This is a genomic window from Psychrobacter sp. CAL346-MNA-CIBAN-0220 (assembly GCF_040309805.1).
GTDB lineage: Bacteria > Pseudomonadota > Gammaproteobacteria > Pseudomonadales > Moraxellaceae > Psychrobacter.
In genome coordinates, this window is sequence record NZ_JBEOPF010000001.1 from 1,075,309 (window position 1) to 1,091,158 (window position 15,850).

A 15,850-nucleotide genomic window follows, 5' to 3' on the forward strand; every position below is an offset into this window, starting at 1 on the left:
GTGCTGCTCTATAAACTAAAGAATTAAGCTGCTTGCGGCAATACGGCGTTTTTCATACGTTTTTTGATGATGCGTTGTTTATTACGCAGGCTTCTGTCACTGCGATTGTCTTCATAGTATTTCGGGTTGGTAAGCATACCGATCAGTAACGCGGACTCATCACGGTTGAGCTTGGCCGCAGGCTTATCAAAATAATGCTGCGCGGCGGCTTCAATACCATAGATACCATCACCAAACTCTGCCACATTCAGATAAGCGGTCAAGATACGTTGCTTGTCCCATAAGGTTTCAATCATTAAGGTGACAACGGCTTCTTCACCTTTTCGCACATAAGAGCGATGCGAGGTTAAGAACAAATTTTTGGCCAATTGCTGAGTAATGGTGGAACCACCAGCTGACATTTTGCCAGTCGCTTCATTCTTTTTCATTGCCGCTTCAATGCCATTAAAGTCAAAGCCACTATGTTGATTAAAGGTCGAGTCTTCACTGACAATCGCCGCTTGCTTGGCAGACTTGGCAATCTCATCGTACTCTACCCACGTTTGCGTCACACTGCCGCCCGTGAGTCTATGGGTCAGCATAAACATACTGTTATTAATTGGCTGGGTCTTCCAAACCAAAAGCAGTCCTGCAGCCAGCACATGAAAGGCTACTACTAGCAGTAGGAGTGCCCATAATAGGCGTTTGATAAATCTGCCAAAACTTGTCATGCGTCAGAAATCCGAATGATTAAGAAAAATAGTTAAATAGAGGTGATAAGCAGGCTATCTTACCTAATCTCACAATCGCTGTCATTATTTGCGCCATTTCTTTATCATGTAGAAATCGCACCGCATCATTAAATGCCTTGATATTGAAGCTTTGAGATCAGAGTGCTTATGACAGAATTTATAACAGCGCTGCCTAAAAAACGACTTCCAATAGAGACAATTAAACCCTAATGATAACTAGAATATGAGTCCGATATGAATAAAAACGCGAATTATAACGCTAGCATAGAAGAATTAAGGGCGCGTATCAGTAGTGCGGTGACGAGCTTAGATAAGCCTAGCGCTCAACTTGAGTGGTGGTTGCTGGGCACGGTCGGTTGTCACTTATGTACCGAGGCCGAGAATCTCATGACCTGCTTTCAAGCGGTGCAGCCTATTACTTATCAGCATGTCGATATCGCAGACTTTGATGAACGTTTAATGATGGCCTTTGCAACCAGTATTCCAGTATTGCTAACGCCGTCTAAGCGTTTGAATTATCCCTTTTCGGTGATGGATATGCAGCAACTAATCGAGGAGGAAGACAAAAGGAGGACAATTAGTATAAGTAATGTTTATAGTACAAGTAATTTTTAATAGTTTTTCTGTTTAATAACGTCTAATTCCTCATAAAGTTTATAGCGTTAGTTTTGCTAAGCTAAATCACTCACCCTCTACGCTCATTTTCCTTGTTGCTCATTTAAAACATTCTCTTATCTCTATACGCCCTTACTCATTAGCATCTATTGTTACCTTTGTCAGTAAAATCAATAGTTATAATCAAATAATCTCCGTAAGCTAGCACCTATGTTTGCTGCTAAGCCTATAAATTTAACAAAATCGAACAGCACCCTTAATCTCTAATTTATTATTAACTTCCTATTTTTTCCTAATTTTTATTATTTACTAGTAAATTATTCTAACTTTTGTTATTTTTACTGCCTAGTCAGCTTACTGTATTGACTGTAAAAAACTATCAACCCTAGACCTCATAATATTTACCCTATGTTTATTCCAGAATAAAAATATGCGCTCAGCAAAGACAAATTAAATAAGTCGATTAATACCTAAAAGCATTTATCAACAAGGATCGTTAATAATGTATACCTTTCTGGCCTTAGCGCCCATTCTAGTCGTTCTTGTACTACTGGTAGTCATGCGCCTACCTGCTAAGTACTCTATGAGCGCCGCCTATTTAGTGACTGCGCTTTTGGCATTGTTCGTTTGGCAAGCCAGTGGCGCTCAAGTGGCAGCCGCTACTGTAAACGGTATCATCGTCGCACTCACGCTGCTGTTTATTGTATTCGCCGCTATTCTATTGTTAAATACTTTAAAAGAAGGCGGGGCTATTGTCGCCATTCGTAAAGGCTTTATGGATATCTCACCTGATAGACGCGTTCAGGCGATTATTGTGGCGTGGTTATTCTGCTCAATGGTCGAAGGCTCTTCAGGGTTTGGTACGCCATCGGCTATCGGCGCGCCGCTATTATTGGCTTTAGGGTTCCCAGCGATGGCATCCGTTATGGCCGTTCTGATTATTCAATCGACCCCGGTATCATTTGGTGCGGTTGGTACGCCCGTACTACTGGGTGTTTGGACTGGAATCAATGATAAACAAGACATAACGCAGGCTATTGCGCCACTCTCACCTGAAAACTATTTATTACAGATCACGGGGGATATTGGTCTGATACATGCGCTAGTCGGTTTTTTAATTCCGTTAATTTTAAGTGCGTTCTTAACCCGGTTCTTTGGTGAAAAACGCTCTTTTGTGGAAGGGCTTAAAGTATGGCCATTCGCCATCTTTGCCGGTCTTAGCTTTACCATTCCCTATTTCTTAGTAGCCAAATATCTAGGCCCTGAGTTTCCGTCATTGGTGGGCGGTTTTATTAGCTTGATGATTGTCGTTCCTGCGGCAAAGCGCGGCTTCTTGATGCCCAAAGAAACCTTTGACTTTGCCCCTCGCGCCAAATGGGACAAAGACTGGCTAGGGTCACTTCCAGAAGAGAAATATGATGATACGGTCGCACCGAAATTTTCTTTAATGCGGGCGTTTTCCCCTTATATTATTATCATTGCCCTACTCATCATCACTCGGACTATTGCACCACTAAAAGCTTTTTTGACTGGGAATTTAACCACGTTAGAATTTACCAATCTTTTTGGCACCACTATCTCCAGTAAAGTACAACTTGCCTATTCTCCGGGCTCCATTTTAATTATTACCTCATTACTGTGTATCTTATTATTTAAAATGAATGGCAAAGCCGTAAAACGCAGTTGGAGTAGCTCAGCAAAAACCATGGTTGCCGCCGCACCTGCCTTGCTGTTTTCAGTGCCTATGGTACAAGTATTTATCAATTCAGGTTCAGCTGCTGAAGTCGCTAATTCACTACCCGCGATGCCCATATTACTGGCTGAAAGTGCCGCTGGTGCTTTCCAAAACGCATGGCCACTGGTGTCGCCGTGGATTGGTGCGATGGGTGCGTTCATTGCGGGCTCGAATACTGTCAGTAATATGATGTTCTCCTATTTTCAGTGGTCAACCGCCACTCAAATTGGCCTTGATAGTAATCTTGCAGGTCAAGTAGTGGCACTGCAAGCGGTGGGCGGCGCGGCTGGTAATATGATTTCGGTGCATAATGTGGTTGCCGCTTGTGCGGTGGTTGGTCTGATGGATAAAGAAGGCTATGTCATTCGCAAAACCTTGGTGGCGATGACCTACTATGTTATTCAGGCAGGTTTGATTGGTATGGGCATTATCTTCGGTGACATATGGTGGTGGATATTGGCTGTCATTTGGCCCCTAACATTTTTTGGACTGATGACGCTTACTGATAGAAAAAAAGTGGTTAGTTAATGCGGTTAGTTAATATACGATGGCTGTACTATTAAATGGGTCAAACCATATGCGTTAATCATCAATACTTAATCTGACGCTATTATCTTATTTATAATAACGTCAGATTTATATCATAGTTACAATACGGTAGTGCAGTATGATTAACGGCAGCGATAACATTATAATTGCCAAATGATTACCAAATATTTACTAAGGAAAATCTCATGAAAGACTTGAGCAAAATTACGGATATTGAAGACCTCCGTCGTATCGCGCAGCGAAAAATACCCCGTATGTTTTATGATTATGTGGACTCAGGGTCATGGACCGAGACTACTTACCGTAACAATGAAACTGACTTTGACCGTATTAAACTGCGCCAGCGAGTCATGGTAGACATGGACAACCGCAGTCTTGCGACAGAAATGATCGGTGAGCCAGTAAAAATGCCAGTCGCGATTGCACCGACTGGATTTACAGGCATGATGTGGGCCGATGGCGAGATTCATGCCGCGCGCGCCGCCGAGAAGTTTGGCGTACCTTTTTCATTATCAACGATGAGCATCTGTTCTATCGAAGATGTCGCCACTCATACCAGTAAGCCATTTTGGTTTCAGCTATATGTGATGCGTGATCAAGATTATGTGGCCAATCTGATTAAGCGCGCTAAAGCGGCAAATTGCTCTGCATTAATATTGACCGCCGATCTTCAGGTATTGGGACAACGCCATAAAGACATCAAAAATGGCTTGTCTGCACCGCCTAGACCGACCTTTGCCAATATCGTCAACCTGATGACCAAACCGCAGTGGTGTATGAATATGCTGGGTACTAAGCGCCGTACCTTCGGTAATATCGTTGGTCATGCCAAAGGTGTTGATGATCTGTCCTCATTGTCTGCTTGGACGGAAGAGCAGTTCGATCCCCGTTTAAGCTGGGACGATGTCTCGCGTATCAAAGACATGTGGGGCGGCAAGCTTATCATCAAAGGTATTATGGAGCCTGAAGATGCGATTATGGCTGCCCGTAGTGGTGCTGATGCGTTGGTGGTTTCAAACCATGGCGGCCGTCAATTAGATGGTGCCCCCTCCTCTATTTCTGCGCTAGCTGATATCGTGCAAGCAGTCCATGCCGAAAACAGTGATATCGAAGTGTGGTTAGACAGTGGTATTCGCTCTGGTCAAGATGTCCTAAAGGCCATGTCATTAGGCGCTAAAGGCACGCTTATCGGTCGCGCCTTTCTTTATGGTCTTGGCGCTTATGGTGAAGATGGTGTACGCCGTGCGCTTGAGATCATCCATAAAGAATGTGATATCAGCATGGCGTTCTGTGGTCATACTAATATTCAGTCGGTAACCGATGATATTTTAGTCAATGGCACTTATGAGCAGCTCAAATCTGCCCTGCCTTATGTCGCGCCCATGCGCTGGTAGTACTATAAGATGATAGCTTTCTTTATACCAACCATATCTCTTATACTCTATTTATACTCTATTTATACTCTTTAATTGATATTTGGGTTTATGACCATCCAGCAGCTATTTAAAACCGCGCCTGTCACTACTTTGCTTCTTATGAGCTTTATCGCACTGTTTATCGTGCAAGTACTGTCAGGCGTCGATGCTAACAATCCCTCGACAGAGGCACTACTTAAGTGGGGCGCTAATGCGCTACCTTTTACTATGGGCGATGAACCGTGGCGATTGGTGAGCAGTGCCTTTTTGCATATAGGTTTGATGCATTTATTATTTAATGGTTTTGCGATGTACTTTTTTGGACAGGTTGCCGAGCCGATGTTCGGTTCAGCTAAATTTCTGGGGCTATTTTTGTTGGCCGCAATCGGCGGTAACTTGCTTAATAACTATGTTACTTGGCAGGGTATTTTAGATGCGACTGTACAACCAGGCCTATCCGCCGGAGCGTCTGGTGGTATTATGGGTATTGGAGCAGCGTTACTTATTGCTGCAATATTTAAAATATCGGCTAATGGATTGATACTTAATTTAAAAAGTTTGATAGTTATTATGGGCATTAACCTAGTATATGGTTTTGCAGTACCGGGAATTGATAATGCTGGACATATCGGTGGCGCGCTCACTGGCCTATTAATTGCACTGGGCATAGGCATCGCTCATCGGCAGCGTACGATAGCGCTAAAAGCGTCTGTGCCAACTTATCAAACCCATTACGTCAATTATCCTAGCAGTAGCGATATTTATGCTGATAACGAGCGCAATATCTCTGTAAAATCGGCTATAAATACAGACGTCAAGGCTACTTATATCGATGTAAAGAACGATGCTAAAGGCACAACGCCCACTACTATAAAGCCTGCCATCATTTGGCAATGGTTACCGTGGATAATAATGTTATTAATCACTATCGCCTTTGTTTGGTGGTGGCAAGACATTCACAACCAAATATTACAAGTATTGGCAGCCACTAAATAATTTTGACCCACACCATAAGCCTCCCCTCTATCTAACTATGAGATTTGACTATGTCTAATTTATCAGCCACACCTATTATCAATAGCCGTACATTACTGTTGGGCATGATTGGTGCTGCTTTATTTAGTACTTCTGGTATTGCTAGCGCCGCATTTTTTAAGAACCTACCCGCTGATCCAGACGCTGAGTTGAGTGTCGGCTTAAATGTTTTAAGCGCTAATACCGCTTATGATACGGATGGCAGCGAAATACGGGTACTACCGGGTGTATTTTATGATAATAATAAATTCTATGCACGTGGTGCTCAAGCTGGTGCCTATCTGATTAATGACGGCACCAACGAGCTGTCCGCCTCAGTCCAACTCGCTGGCAATTCATTTGACCCTGACGATGCCGAAGGCGCACTTGCTGGTCTTGATGAGCGCAAAATATCAGCTTCAGCGGGTCTGACTTACCAGCGCCGCACGCCTATCGGTGGCTTTCGAGCTCAGTTCGCAACCGACATCTTAGATCGTAGTGGTGGCAACTCTGGCCGTTTATCGTACCTTGCTAGAATCAGTAAAAACAAACTAACGGTCTATCCAAGCATAGGCTTTGAGTATCATGATGCGGACTATAATAATTATTATTATGGGGTAAGTGATAAAGAATCAGCGAAAACGGGCGTTGAAGCTTACTTATCCAACTCGAGCTTGAATCCATATATCAATATTAGTGCTAACTATGACTTTAGTGATAAATGGGCAGGATTTGCCAACCAAAGCCTGAGTTATCTACCAAATGAGCAATACGATAGCCCGATGGTTGATTCACGTACTGAATCCACGACTACGCTTGGATTGTTGTATAAGTTTTAGTATTTTTTAGACATTTTAGTTAAAAAAAGACCTTGTTGCATTATGTGACAAGGTCTTTTTTTAACTAACGACTTTAACTGTAGGGTGCGCCTAGCGCACCGATAAGATACATATTTCTTAAAATTGGTGCGTGGAGCGCACCCTACACGATTTTAGTCTACCGTACGCAATTTCCCATGATTTATCAACCATACTACACGTCAAAAAAATAACGAACTTCGCCATAGCAAGGCTTTTAGCCCTGATTGAAGCAGTTATACTTGGCTGATTACTGGGTTGCGGAGGCTTGGCTAGAGGTGGTCGCTCGAATGATGGAACGATTCTAGCCTTAGCCCCGCCCCAGTGGACAGGCAAGATATTAGCAAAAAGCAGGATTAGCTACAAAAAAACTCTGATAAATACATGACAATAAAAAAGACCTTGCCACATTACATGACAAGGTCTTTTTATTTAAACAGAACAACCGATTCTGTTACTTAAGAAGGATGTACCATATCTTCAGGGATCACCCACTCATCAAACTGTGCTTCCGTTAACAAGTCTAATTCCACGGCAACTTGCTTAAGGGTTTTGTCTTCTTTATAAGCGGTCTTCGCAATTTTCGCTGCATTTTCATAACCAACATGACGGTTCAATGCGGTGACTAGCATTAAAGAGTTATGCAAATAATAGTCAATTTTTTCTTTAACGGGCTCAATACCAGCGGCACAGTTTTCATTGAAGCTATTGCACGCATCGCCTAATAATTTAATAGACTGCAGTAAGTTGAAAGCAATCACTGGTTTAAAGACATTTAGCTCAAAGTTACCAGACGCGCCAGCCATATTAATAGTGGTGTCGTTACCCATTACTTGGGCGACAACCATGGTCATGGCTTCTGACTGAGTTGGGTTTACTTTACCCGGCATGATAGATGAGCCTGGCTCATTTTCTGGAATATTAATCTCGCCAATACCGCAGCGTGGACCTGATGCCAACCAACGGACGTCATTAGCGATTTTATTTAAGCTACCCGCTAAAGTTTTTAGGGCACCTGAAGCAAATACTTCCGCATCACGAGCAGCCAATGCTTCAAATTTATTCGGTGACGTTACAAATGGTAAGTCAGTCAACGTTGCTAATTGTTCCGCTGCTTTTACCGCATAATCAGGATGCGCGTTCAGACCCGTACCAACCGCAGTACCGCCCAATGGCAATTCATACAGGCCTTGCAAAGCATTATCAATACGCACTAACGAATGGTCAAGTTGGCTCACATAGCCGCTAAACTCTTGGCCTAACGTCAAAGGCGTGGCATCTTGCAAATGCGTACGACCAATTTTAACGATGCTATCAAACTCTTGGGCTTTTTTGTCTAACGTATCACGTAGAGCTTTAATAGCAGGGATAAGTAGGCCGTTAATTTCACGAGCAGCGGCGACACGAATCGCGGTTGGGAAGCTGTCATTGGTCGATTGCGCATGGTTAACATGGTCATTCGGGTGAATTGGCTGATAGCTACCACGCTCAGAACCAGCAATCTCATTAGCACGATTGGCAAGCACTTCGTTCATGTTCATGTTTGACTGCGTGCCAGAACCCGTCTGCCATACGACGAGTGGAAACTGGGCGGTTAGACCGCCATTAATCACTTCATCAGCAGCTTGGACGATTAAGTCACGCTTATCATCGTCAATACGCTCAAGGCTAGCATTAGTAATAGCAGCGGCTTTTTTGACCATTGCCATCGCTTCAATCATCGGACGTGGTAAAGTTTCACCGCCAATTTTGAAGTTTTCGCGGCTGCGCTGAGTCTGTGCGCCCCAATAAGCATCAACTGGGACTTCCACGTTGCCCATGGTATCTTTTTCGGTACGAGTTGCCTGATTCTGTGTCGACATAACGATCCTCTTTAGTTATTTATCCGTGAAAAGTGCAACACCCGCTGCACATAAAGGAAAATAGGATGTAAAGCGCCATTATGATAGCATGACTTATCATAAATTTCTCAACGTCTGTGAGGGTAACCGATGTCTAAAAGCGCCAGCCAACAACAATCTGACACTTCGTTATCTAACTTATCTAATGACATACCTACCATCACTGATGCCTTAACAAACCTCGCAACTAGCAATCCGCCCAGACGGCAATTTACCCGCCAGCGTCGGCAGTTGAGCGCTAACGAGCGACAACAACACGCGCGCGATGCCAGTCTACACTTAATTAAACTACAGCAGCGTTTGCCAGCAGGTGCGCGGATTGGCTTATATTATGATGGTTTCGGTGAGCTGCCTACTCAGCCACTATTGGACTGGTGTCAACGTTTGGATTACCGGCCTTACTTACCAGTGGTTGGCTCATTAGGACAACATGATAAGCGTTTACGCTTTGTGCCGATTTATCATACAAAATTGTTAAACATACCGACACGAATTCATAATTTGGGTATGAAGCAAAATTACCATCGTAGGCTACTATGGGCGCAAGAACTGGATGTGATTATCTGTCCCTTAACGGCGGTCGATAATAATGGTAATCGCATGGGGATGGGCGGTGGTTTTTATGATACGACCCTTGCTAAGAGCTATCAATCAGGCACTAAAAACCCCCTTAAAATCGGCTGGTGTTACGACTTCCAGCGAGTAGAGTCGCTCATTCGTCAGCCTTGGGATGTACCGCTTAACAGCTTGATTACGCCAAGTGGCTTAACGTGGTTCTAATAATTAAATATAAAAAAGGTTAAGAAACTTCATGAATAAATCAGTCGCTGACTATGTGTTCGAGCATCTTTGTGCTCAAGACAGTACTTTAGAAGCTGATGCTTTAGACAAAGATACTAAATCAATCAACACAACTGATTCTGATAGTGGCTTTAGCAATGCTGAAATGGCGGCTATTATAAATCCTGAGCGCTTAAATGCCCTATTATATAAATGTGATAATTTTTTAGCTGTAGCCGAACAGGATATGGCTGATTTTGAAACTATAGATGAAGCTAATAAAAAAACGGGCACAAGCAATAAGCCGATACCCGTTAGGAATGATGTTATTTAACCTAGCTATAGTTAATTTTTAAAGGTAATAACTACAATACCATCGCCGCTATCCAACCAAATATCAATAACGGAATATTGTAATGGAGAAAAGTGGGTATCACGCTATCCTTAATATGGTCATGTTGCCCATCAACATTCAAACCAGAAGTGGGCCCAAGGGTCGAATCTGAAGCAGGAGAACCAGCATCACCCAGCGCGCCAGCCGTACCGATAATCGCTACCGTTGCGAGTGGTGAAAAGCCCAATGAGATACATAGAGGCACATAAATAGCCGCCAAAATAGGAATCGTAGAGAATGATGAGCCAATGCCCATCGTTACGATTAAGCCAAGTAATAGCATAATGAATGCCGCTATTGCTTTGTTACCGGCGAATAAGGAGGTAGCACCGTCAACCAAAGGTTGAATCTGTTCGGTGGCTTTCATCACCTCAGCGAAGCCTTGCGCAGTAATCATAATGAAACCAATCATCGCCATCAGCTTGATACCATCATTAAAGACCGTATCCGCATCCCGCCATTTGACCACCCCAGTCGCCATAAAGACGCCAAAACCAAACATCGAGCCCAGTAACAACGAATCAGTATAGAGCTGAACCACAAAGGCGGTAACAATCGCGGCCAATGCTACGAACGTTTTTAGCTTACTTTGCACTTGTGCAGTAGCGGCAGTTTTGCTTAAGGCATCGCCCTCTACTACGGCATCATGCGCTTTTTTATCAATTGCAAGTTGTTGATACTGACGCGGCTTACGATAGCTGATAAATACCGCCGTTAATAAGCCAACAAACATACCCAATGCTGGAATTGCCATCGCTTTAGTGACTGAAATACCAGTCACATCAATCCCCGCTTCACCAACGTTTTTAAGCATAATTTGATTGAGATAAATATCACCAAATCCATATGGAATGAACATATAGGTGGTTACTAGCCCAAAGGTAATCAAACAGGCAATCAGACGACGGTCAATCTGCATCCGGTTAAACGCCAATAATAACGGCGGCACTAACAGCGGAATAAAGGCAATATGAATGGGAATTAAGTTTTGGCTAAAGCAGCTCATCATCACCAAACCGGCAAACAGCAGATATTTAATCATACCGCTTTTGCCACCGGCATCAATCCGCTTGATAACCGAGCCTGCCAGCGACTGTGGCAATCCTGAATGAGCAATCGCCACTGCAAAAGCACCGAGCAGCGCATACGACAGTGCAATTTGGGCACCATTTCTGATACCTTCTTGAAAGGCGTTTAAGGTATCGGTCAACCCGAGACCGGCTATCAACCCACCTGCCATCGCCCCAATTAATAAGCTAAGTACCACGTGTACCCGCGCCAGTGACAGCCCAAGCATAATGACTACTGCCAGTAATACCGCATTGATCGTCATGTTCTCGTCCTCTTCACTTTCATTTATAGCCCATTTTTTAACTTTGTTATCTTAAACGCTCATGCCAATTTTTTAAAATAACGCAGCATGCGTTTAAGACGCGCGCCAGTTTACCTGATTTTGGGGCTAAAACCCATGCACAGAACCTAGTAGGCATTGGGCAGATACTATTTATGGCATTTACTATTAATAAAATGGGTAACGGTCTTACGGTGGTTATGACGGTTTGGTGAAGATAACCGAGCGACTTTGAGCGCTTGCGAACAACGGAGTCGAGGGTTGTTTGTTAAGTCGACAGGCTTAACAGTACTCTCGATAAGCGCATCGGCAGTATTTTCACACCTCTTAAACCATAAGCCTTGCAATTTTTGCGGAGAACACCATTTATCTAAGCATGAACCACGAACTTGACTTTACAAGTCTGGTTAACGAGGAAAAGATACTTATGAGTAAACATGAACCTAACATCGAAAATGAAGAGATTGAACTGAATAGTCTTGAGAAAGAAAGTCTTGAAAAAGACAACATTCAACAAGACAACATCGACCCTGAGAACACACCTGTAACCACAGATGAGACTAAGCCGGATAGTCATTCAGATGACCTATCAGAAAGTTATCTACCCCTACTGGCGCTCAGAGATGTGGTGGTCTATCCGCATATGCAGATTGCTCTATTCGTTGGCCGCGCGCCATCGGTAAAAGCCGTTGAGCTTGCGCAAGCTGAATACGGCGATAAGGTGCTGGTCGTTGCTCAAAAAGACTCACTGACCGAAGACATTGATCAAGATAACTTGTATCAATACGGTACCGTTTGCCGCATCGTTAGCACCATGCCGCATGATAGCGACGAAGACTGCATTAAAGTCCTTATCGAAGGGCAGTATCGTGCGCGCGTCAACACCTTAGAGACCCATAATGAGGTCTTAATGGCTACCTTTGAGCGTGCTGATCTTGAAATGCCCATGGATGACAGCCAGCAAAAAAACACTATAAAAGCCTTAACCGGTCTATTCGAAGGGTATGCTGATGCCCGCTTACGTAATGCACGTGAGCTGACTCGTGTGGCCAAGCGTATCGAAGACTTGCTTGAGCTGGTGTATTTTATATCTACCCGAGTCTCAATGGATCTTGACGTTAAGCAGTCGTTTTTAGAAAATGATGATCTAAAAACCCACATCAATACTTTGACCGAATATCTAGTCAAACAAAGCGCCGAGCAAAATATCGAACAAGATATCCAAGATGCGGTTCGCCAGCAAATGGAAGAAAATCAGCGTGAATACTTCTTAAACGAGAAGATGAAAGCGATTAAAAATGAGCTGTCAGATATGAACGAGGGCGCGTTTGATAGTGACGATGATATCGGTGAGCTCGAACAGCGTTTAGAGGATGCTGACCTGCCAGACGATGTGCGCAAAAAAGCAGAACAAGAGCTTAAAAAGTTAAAAATGATGCCACCTGCATCGTCTGAGTCTTCTGTCGTACGTAACTATATCGAATGGATTTTAGATACGCCGTGGAATGCGACGACTAAAGTATCGATCAATTTAGATAAAGCCAAAACTATCTTGGATGAAGACCATTATGGTTTGCAAGATGTAAAAGACCGTATTTTAGAATACTTAGCGGTACAGTCACGAGTGAAAAAACTTCGTGGCCCGATTCTATGTCTCGTCGGTCCTCCAGGTGTTGGTAAAACCTCATTAGGTGAATCCATTGCACGGGCAACCGGTCGCAAGTTTGTACGGATGGCGCTTGGCGGCGTGCGTGATGAAGCCGAAATTCGCGGTCACCGCCGTACGTACATTGGGGCGATGCCCGGTAAAATTGTACAGTCACTGGCAAAAGCAGAAGTTAAAAATCCGCTGTTTTTATTAGATGAAGTTGATAAAATGGCGCAAGACTTCCGCGGCGATCCAGCATCAGCATTACTAGAAGTATTAGATCCGTCACAAAACCATAGCTTTAACGACCATTATTTAGATATGGACTTGGACTTGTCACAAGTGATGTTTATCTGTACCGCTAACAGTATGGATATCCCGCCAGCACTCCTTGACCGGATGGAAGTTATTCGCCTACCAGGCTATACCGAAGAAGAAAAGGTCAATATCGCGCAGAAATATCTAGTGCCAAAAGCTATCAAGCAAAATGGTCTCAAAGAAGGTGAGATTGAGATTGTGGAAGCGGCATTGCATAGCATCGTGCGTAGTTATACCCGTGAAGCAGGTGTGCGTAACCTTGAGCGCGAAGTCAATAAAATCTGCCGTAAAGTCGTCCGCGGTTCCGTTGAGAGTCATGGCGCTCGCGCGCCAAAGAGAGCTGAGCGTGAGCTGATTAGAGTTGATGATAACAATATCGACGACTATCTTGGTGTCAGTCAATATGACTATGGTCTGGCTGAAGAAGAACCCGAGGTTGGCCGCATTACTGGACTTGCATGGACACAAGTGGGTGGTGAGTTGCTCACTATCGAAGCGGTAGCCATGAAAGGTAAAGGTGAACTTACCTTTACCGGCTCACTTGGCGATGTGATGAAAGAATCTATTCGCGCTGCCATGAGTGTGGTTCGTGCGCGTGGTGACAGCTTAGGTATTGATTATGAAACGATCAAAACTACTGATATCCATGTCCATATGCCAGAAGGCGCGACGCCAAAAGATGGTCCATCAGCTGGCGGTGCACTAACCACAGCGCTGGTATCTGCCTTGACGGGTATCGCTATTCGTCCAGACATTGCCATGACCGGTGAGATAACTTTACGTGGCAAAATCCTACGCATTGGTGGTCTTAAAGAAAAGTTATTGGCAGCACATCGCGGCGGCATCAAGCATGTATTGATTCCAGCGACTAACGAGCGCGACTTGGCCGATATCCCTGACAATGTCAAAGCGGGGCTGACTATTCAGCCAGTAGCGACTATTGACGAGATATTAAAAGTCGCATTAGTAAGTATGCCCATACCGCTTAAGCCTGCTAAAGTGACGGTAGATACGACCAAGTCTAATAAGGCGCTACATAACTAAGCTTAAAACTGATAAACAATTGATATAGAAAAGACCGCAAACTAGATTGCGGTCTTTTTTTGTTTGTTATTTGAGTTATTCACTGGGTTATTTTAATAGCCTTTAATGCTGAAAATATACTCTGCTTTAAATTACTTAATCGTCACCGTCATATAGTAAGGCTTAGGCGTATTACTATCACGTGCTTGGTTGCGTGGCTGTAATACTCGAATAGTATGTTCGCCTGTTTTATCAAGGGTTACCGTCTCAGTGCTTAAATCTGGTGAGTTGCTGCCGTAAAGTACAGGATATAAGTCGCTGCTACCAACGATGGTGGCGCTTACCTTTTGACCCTTGTTAGCGTAGAATTGGTACTCGCAGTATTTACTACCTTTGACAGCACCTGCTCGATTGACGTCATAGCTGCCTTTTGCCATGCGCAGTTCCTTAACACCGCAATCTGCTGAATAATGTAAATCACCAGTTGGTGATGCGGCTGAGGCAGTGATTGTGCCGGCACTTATGATTCCTAAAACTAGCGCAGTAGAGCCCACCAATTTAAATAATGTTTTCATGTTAATTCCTAATTGCCGTTATTTTTATATCAGTCATTAGCTAACGCTTATTCTGCCTCATAGTTATTTGCTTAGCCGTTTTATTTCGTCGTTTTATCTTAAGCATTTGTTAACCCAATCCCTTTATATGTTATCAATGACTTACATATATTAACGCTTTGTTGCGCATCTAATGAATATCTAAGTTCAATGCTTAGCTATACTGATTGCGAGATTAATAAAACCTATAGCAAGTTTAGAAGTAATTATAGTTAAGAAAGTTAAATACAAACTTTAAATACAACAAACGAATAAAATTGGAGATAACAATGAAAAAGATTATACTTGCGAGTGCCTTATTATGTGGTTCTGCCTTGGCGATAACTGGTTGCCAAAGTACGGAAGGTCAATTGAAAACGGGGAACCCACTTAATCAGCCCGCTTTAAAATCTACTCTTAAAACCGTAGATGGTACCAATAAAGAAGTTGGACAAGTCTATCTGCGTCCTGTCGATGGCGGTGTGCAAGTCTATGGTAAGCTTATGAATATGGTGCCAGGAGCAACGGTTGCACTACATATCCATGAAACGGGTAGCTGTGATGATATGGGCAAAGCAGCAGGCGGTCACTTTAATCCAGATAATAAGCCACACTCTAACCCTGATGATATGAATGGCCATGCTGGCGACTTACCGAACTTAACTGCTAATGATAATGGCGTTGCAACCATTAATTATGTTAACAAGAAAATATCTGCCGCCCAAGCTGGCAAATACAGCGTCAATCGTCGTGCCTTTATCGTTCATGCCGGTGCTGACGATTATACCAGCCAACCAGCAGGTGCCTCAGGCGATCGTATTGCTTGCGGTATCATTGAAACAAACTAATTATCAAAGCTAATTGAATCCAAGCTACTAATGGATTATTTATAGCTTAAATATAACCAGATAAATATAGCTAGATAA

13 protein-coding genes are annotated in these 15,850 nt (G+C 43.5%); 9 read left to right on the plus strand and 4 right to left on the minus strand.

Annotated features, from left to right (window positions below; all coding sequences use genetic code 11):
- Nucleotides 1–23: 23 nt before the first annotated feature.
- Entirely contained in the window at nucleotides 24–710 is a 687-nt protein-coding gene (gene mtgA, locus AAEY88_RS04155; RefSeq protein WP_350559470.1) for a monofunctional biosynthetic peptidoglycan transglycosylase, read from the minus strand.
- 255 nt (nucleotides 711–965) lie between these two features.
- Here mtgA and AAEY88_RS04160 point away from each other — a divergent pair, with 255 nt between their 5' ends.
- The 5 genes from AAEY88_RS04160 to AAEY88_RS04180 all read left to right on the plus strand — a co-directional run bounded on the left by AAEY88_RS04160 (nucleotide 966) and on the right by AAEY88_RS04180 (nucleotide 6,898).
- A complete protein-coding gene (locus tag AAEY88_RS04160) occupies nucleotides 966–1,346 on the plus strand; it encodes a glutaredoxin family protein (protein ID WP_350559473.1) in 381 nt (126 codons plus the stop codon).
- Between the two features lie 502 nt (nucleotides 1,347–1,848).
- A complete protein-coding gene (locus tag AAEY88_RS04165) occupies nucleotides 1,849–3,609 on the plus strand; it encodes an L-lactate permease (RefSeq protein ID WP_350559476.1) in 1,761 nt (586 codons plus the stop codon).
- A 206-nt stretch (nucleotides 3,610–3,815) separates the two neighbouring features.
- Nucleotides 3,816–5,024, plus strand: coding sequence for an alpha-hydroxy acid oxidase (locus tag AAEY88_RS04170; RefSeq protein ID WP_350559479.1), 1,209 nt, complete (start codon nucleotides 3,816–3,818; stop codon nucleotides 5,022–5,024).
- 90 nt (nucleotides 5,025–5,114) lie between these two features.
- A complete protein-coding gene (locus AAEY88_RS04175) occupies nucleotides 5,115–6,041 on the plus strand; it encodes a rhomboid family intramembrane serine protease (RefSeq protein WP_350559482.1) in 927 nt (308 codons plus the stop codon).
- A gap of 50 nt (nucleotides 6,042–6,091) precedes the next feature.
- On the plus strand, nucleotides 6,092–6,898 hold the full coding sequence (locus AAEY88_RS04180) for a MipA/OmpV family protein (RefSeq protein ID WP_350559485.1): 807 nt from the start codon (nucleotides 6,092–6,094) through the stop codon (nucleotides 6,896–6,898).
- A 476-nt stretch (nucleotides 6,899–7,374) separates the two neighbouring features.
- Here the strand turns inward: AAEY88_RS04180 and fumC are convergent, their stop codons facing one another.
- Nucleotides 7,375–8,778: a class II fumarate hydratase gene (gene fumC / locus AAEY88_RS04185; protein WP_350559488.1), complete on the minus strand. Its 1,404-nt coding sequence runs from the start codon at nucleotides 8,776–8,778 to the stop codon at nucleotides 7,375–7,377.
- A gap of 129 nt (nucleotides 8,779–8,907) precedes the next feature.
- On the opposite strand from fumC, the gene AAEY88_RS04190 reads away from it, so the two are divergent.
- Complete coding sequence (locus AAEY88_RS04190) at nucleotides 8,908–9,597, plus strand: 5-formyltetrahydrofolate cyclo-ligase (RefSeq protein ID WP_350559491.1); 690 nt, start codon at nucleotides 8,908–8,910, stop codon at nucleotides 9,595–9,597.
- 31 nt (nucleotides 9,598–9,628) lie between these two features.
- Nucleotides 9,629–9,931 (plus strand): hypothetical protein, encoded by a 303-nt coding sequence (locus AAEY88_RS04195; protein WP_350559494.1) that lies wholly within the window; start codon nucleotides 9,629–9,631, stop codon nucleotides 9,929–9,931.
- 31 nt (nucleotides 9,932–9,962) lie between these two features.
- Here the strand turns inward: AAEY88_RS04195 and AAEY88_RS04200 are convergent, their stop codons facing one another.
- On the minus strand, nucleotides 9,963–11,324 hold the full coding sequence (locus AAEY88_RS04200; protein ID WP_350559497.1) for a Na+/H+ antiporter family protein: 1,362 nt from the start codon (nucleotides 11,322–11,324) through the stop codon (nucleotides 9,963–9,965).
- A gap of 445 nt (nucleotides 11,325–11,769) precedes the next feature.
- On the opposite strand from AAEY88_RS04200, the gene lon reads away from it, so the two are divergent.
- A complete protein-coding gene (gene lon, locus AAEY88_RS04205) occupies nucleotides 11,770–14,352 on the plus strand; it encodes an endopeptidase La (RefSeq protein WP_350559500.1) in 2,583 nt (860 codons plus the stop codon).
- Between the two features lie 131 nt (nucleotides 14,353–14,483).
- On the opposite strand, the gene AAEY88_RS04210 is transcribed toward lon, so the two are convergent.
- Nucleotides 14,484–14,906, minus strand: a complete 423-nt coding sequence (locus tag AAEY88_RS04210) for a hypothetical protein (protein ID WP_350559503.1) — start codon at nucleotides 14,904–14,906, stop codon at nucleotides 14,484–14,486.
- 308 nt (nucleotides 14,907–15,214) lie between these two features.
- Here AAEY88_RS04210 and AAEY88_RS04215 point away from each other — a divergent pair, with 308 nt between their 5' ends.
- A complete protein-coding gene (locus AAEY88_RS04215) occupies nucleotides 15,215–15,772 on the plus strand; it encodes a superoxide dismutase family protein (protein ID WP_350559506.1) in 558 nt (185 codons plus the stop codon).
- Nucleotides 15,773–15,850 lie beyond the last annotated feature (78 nt).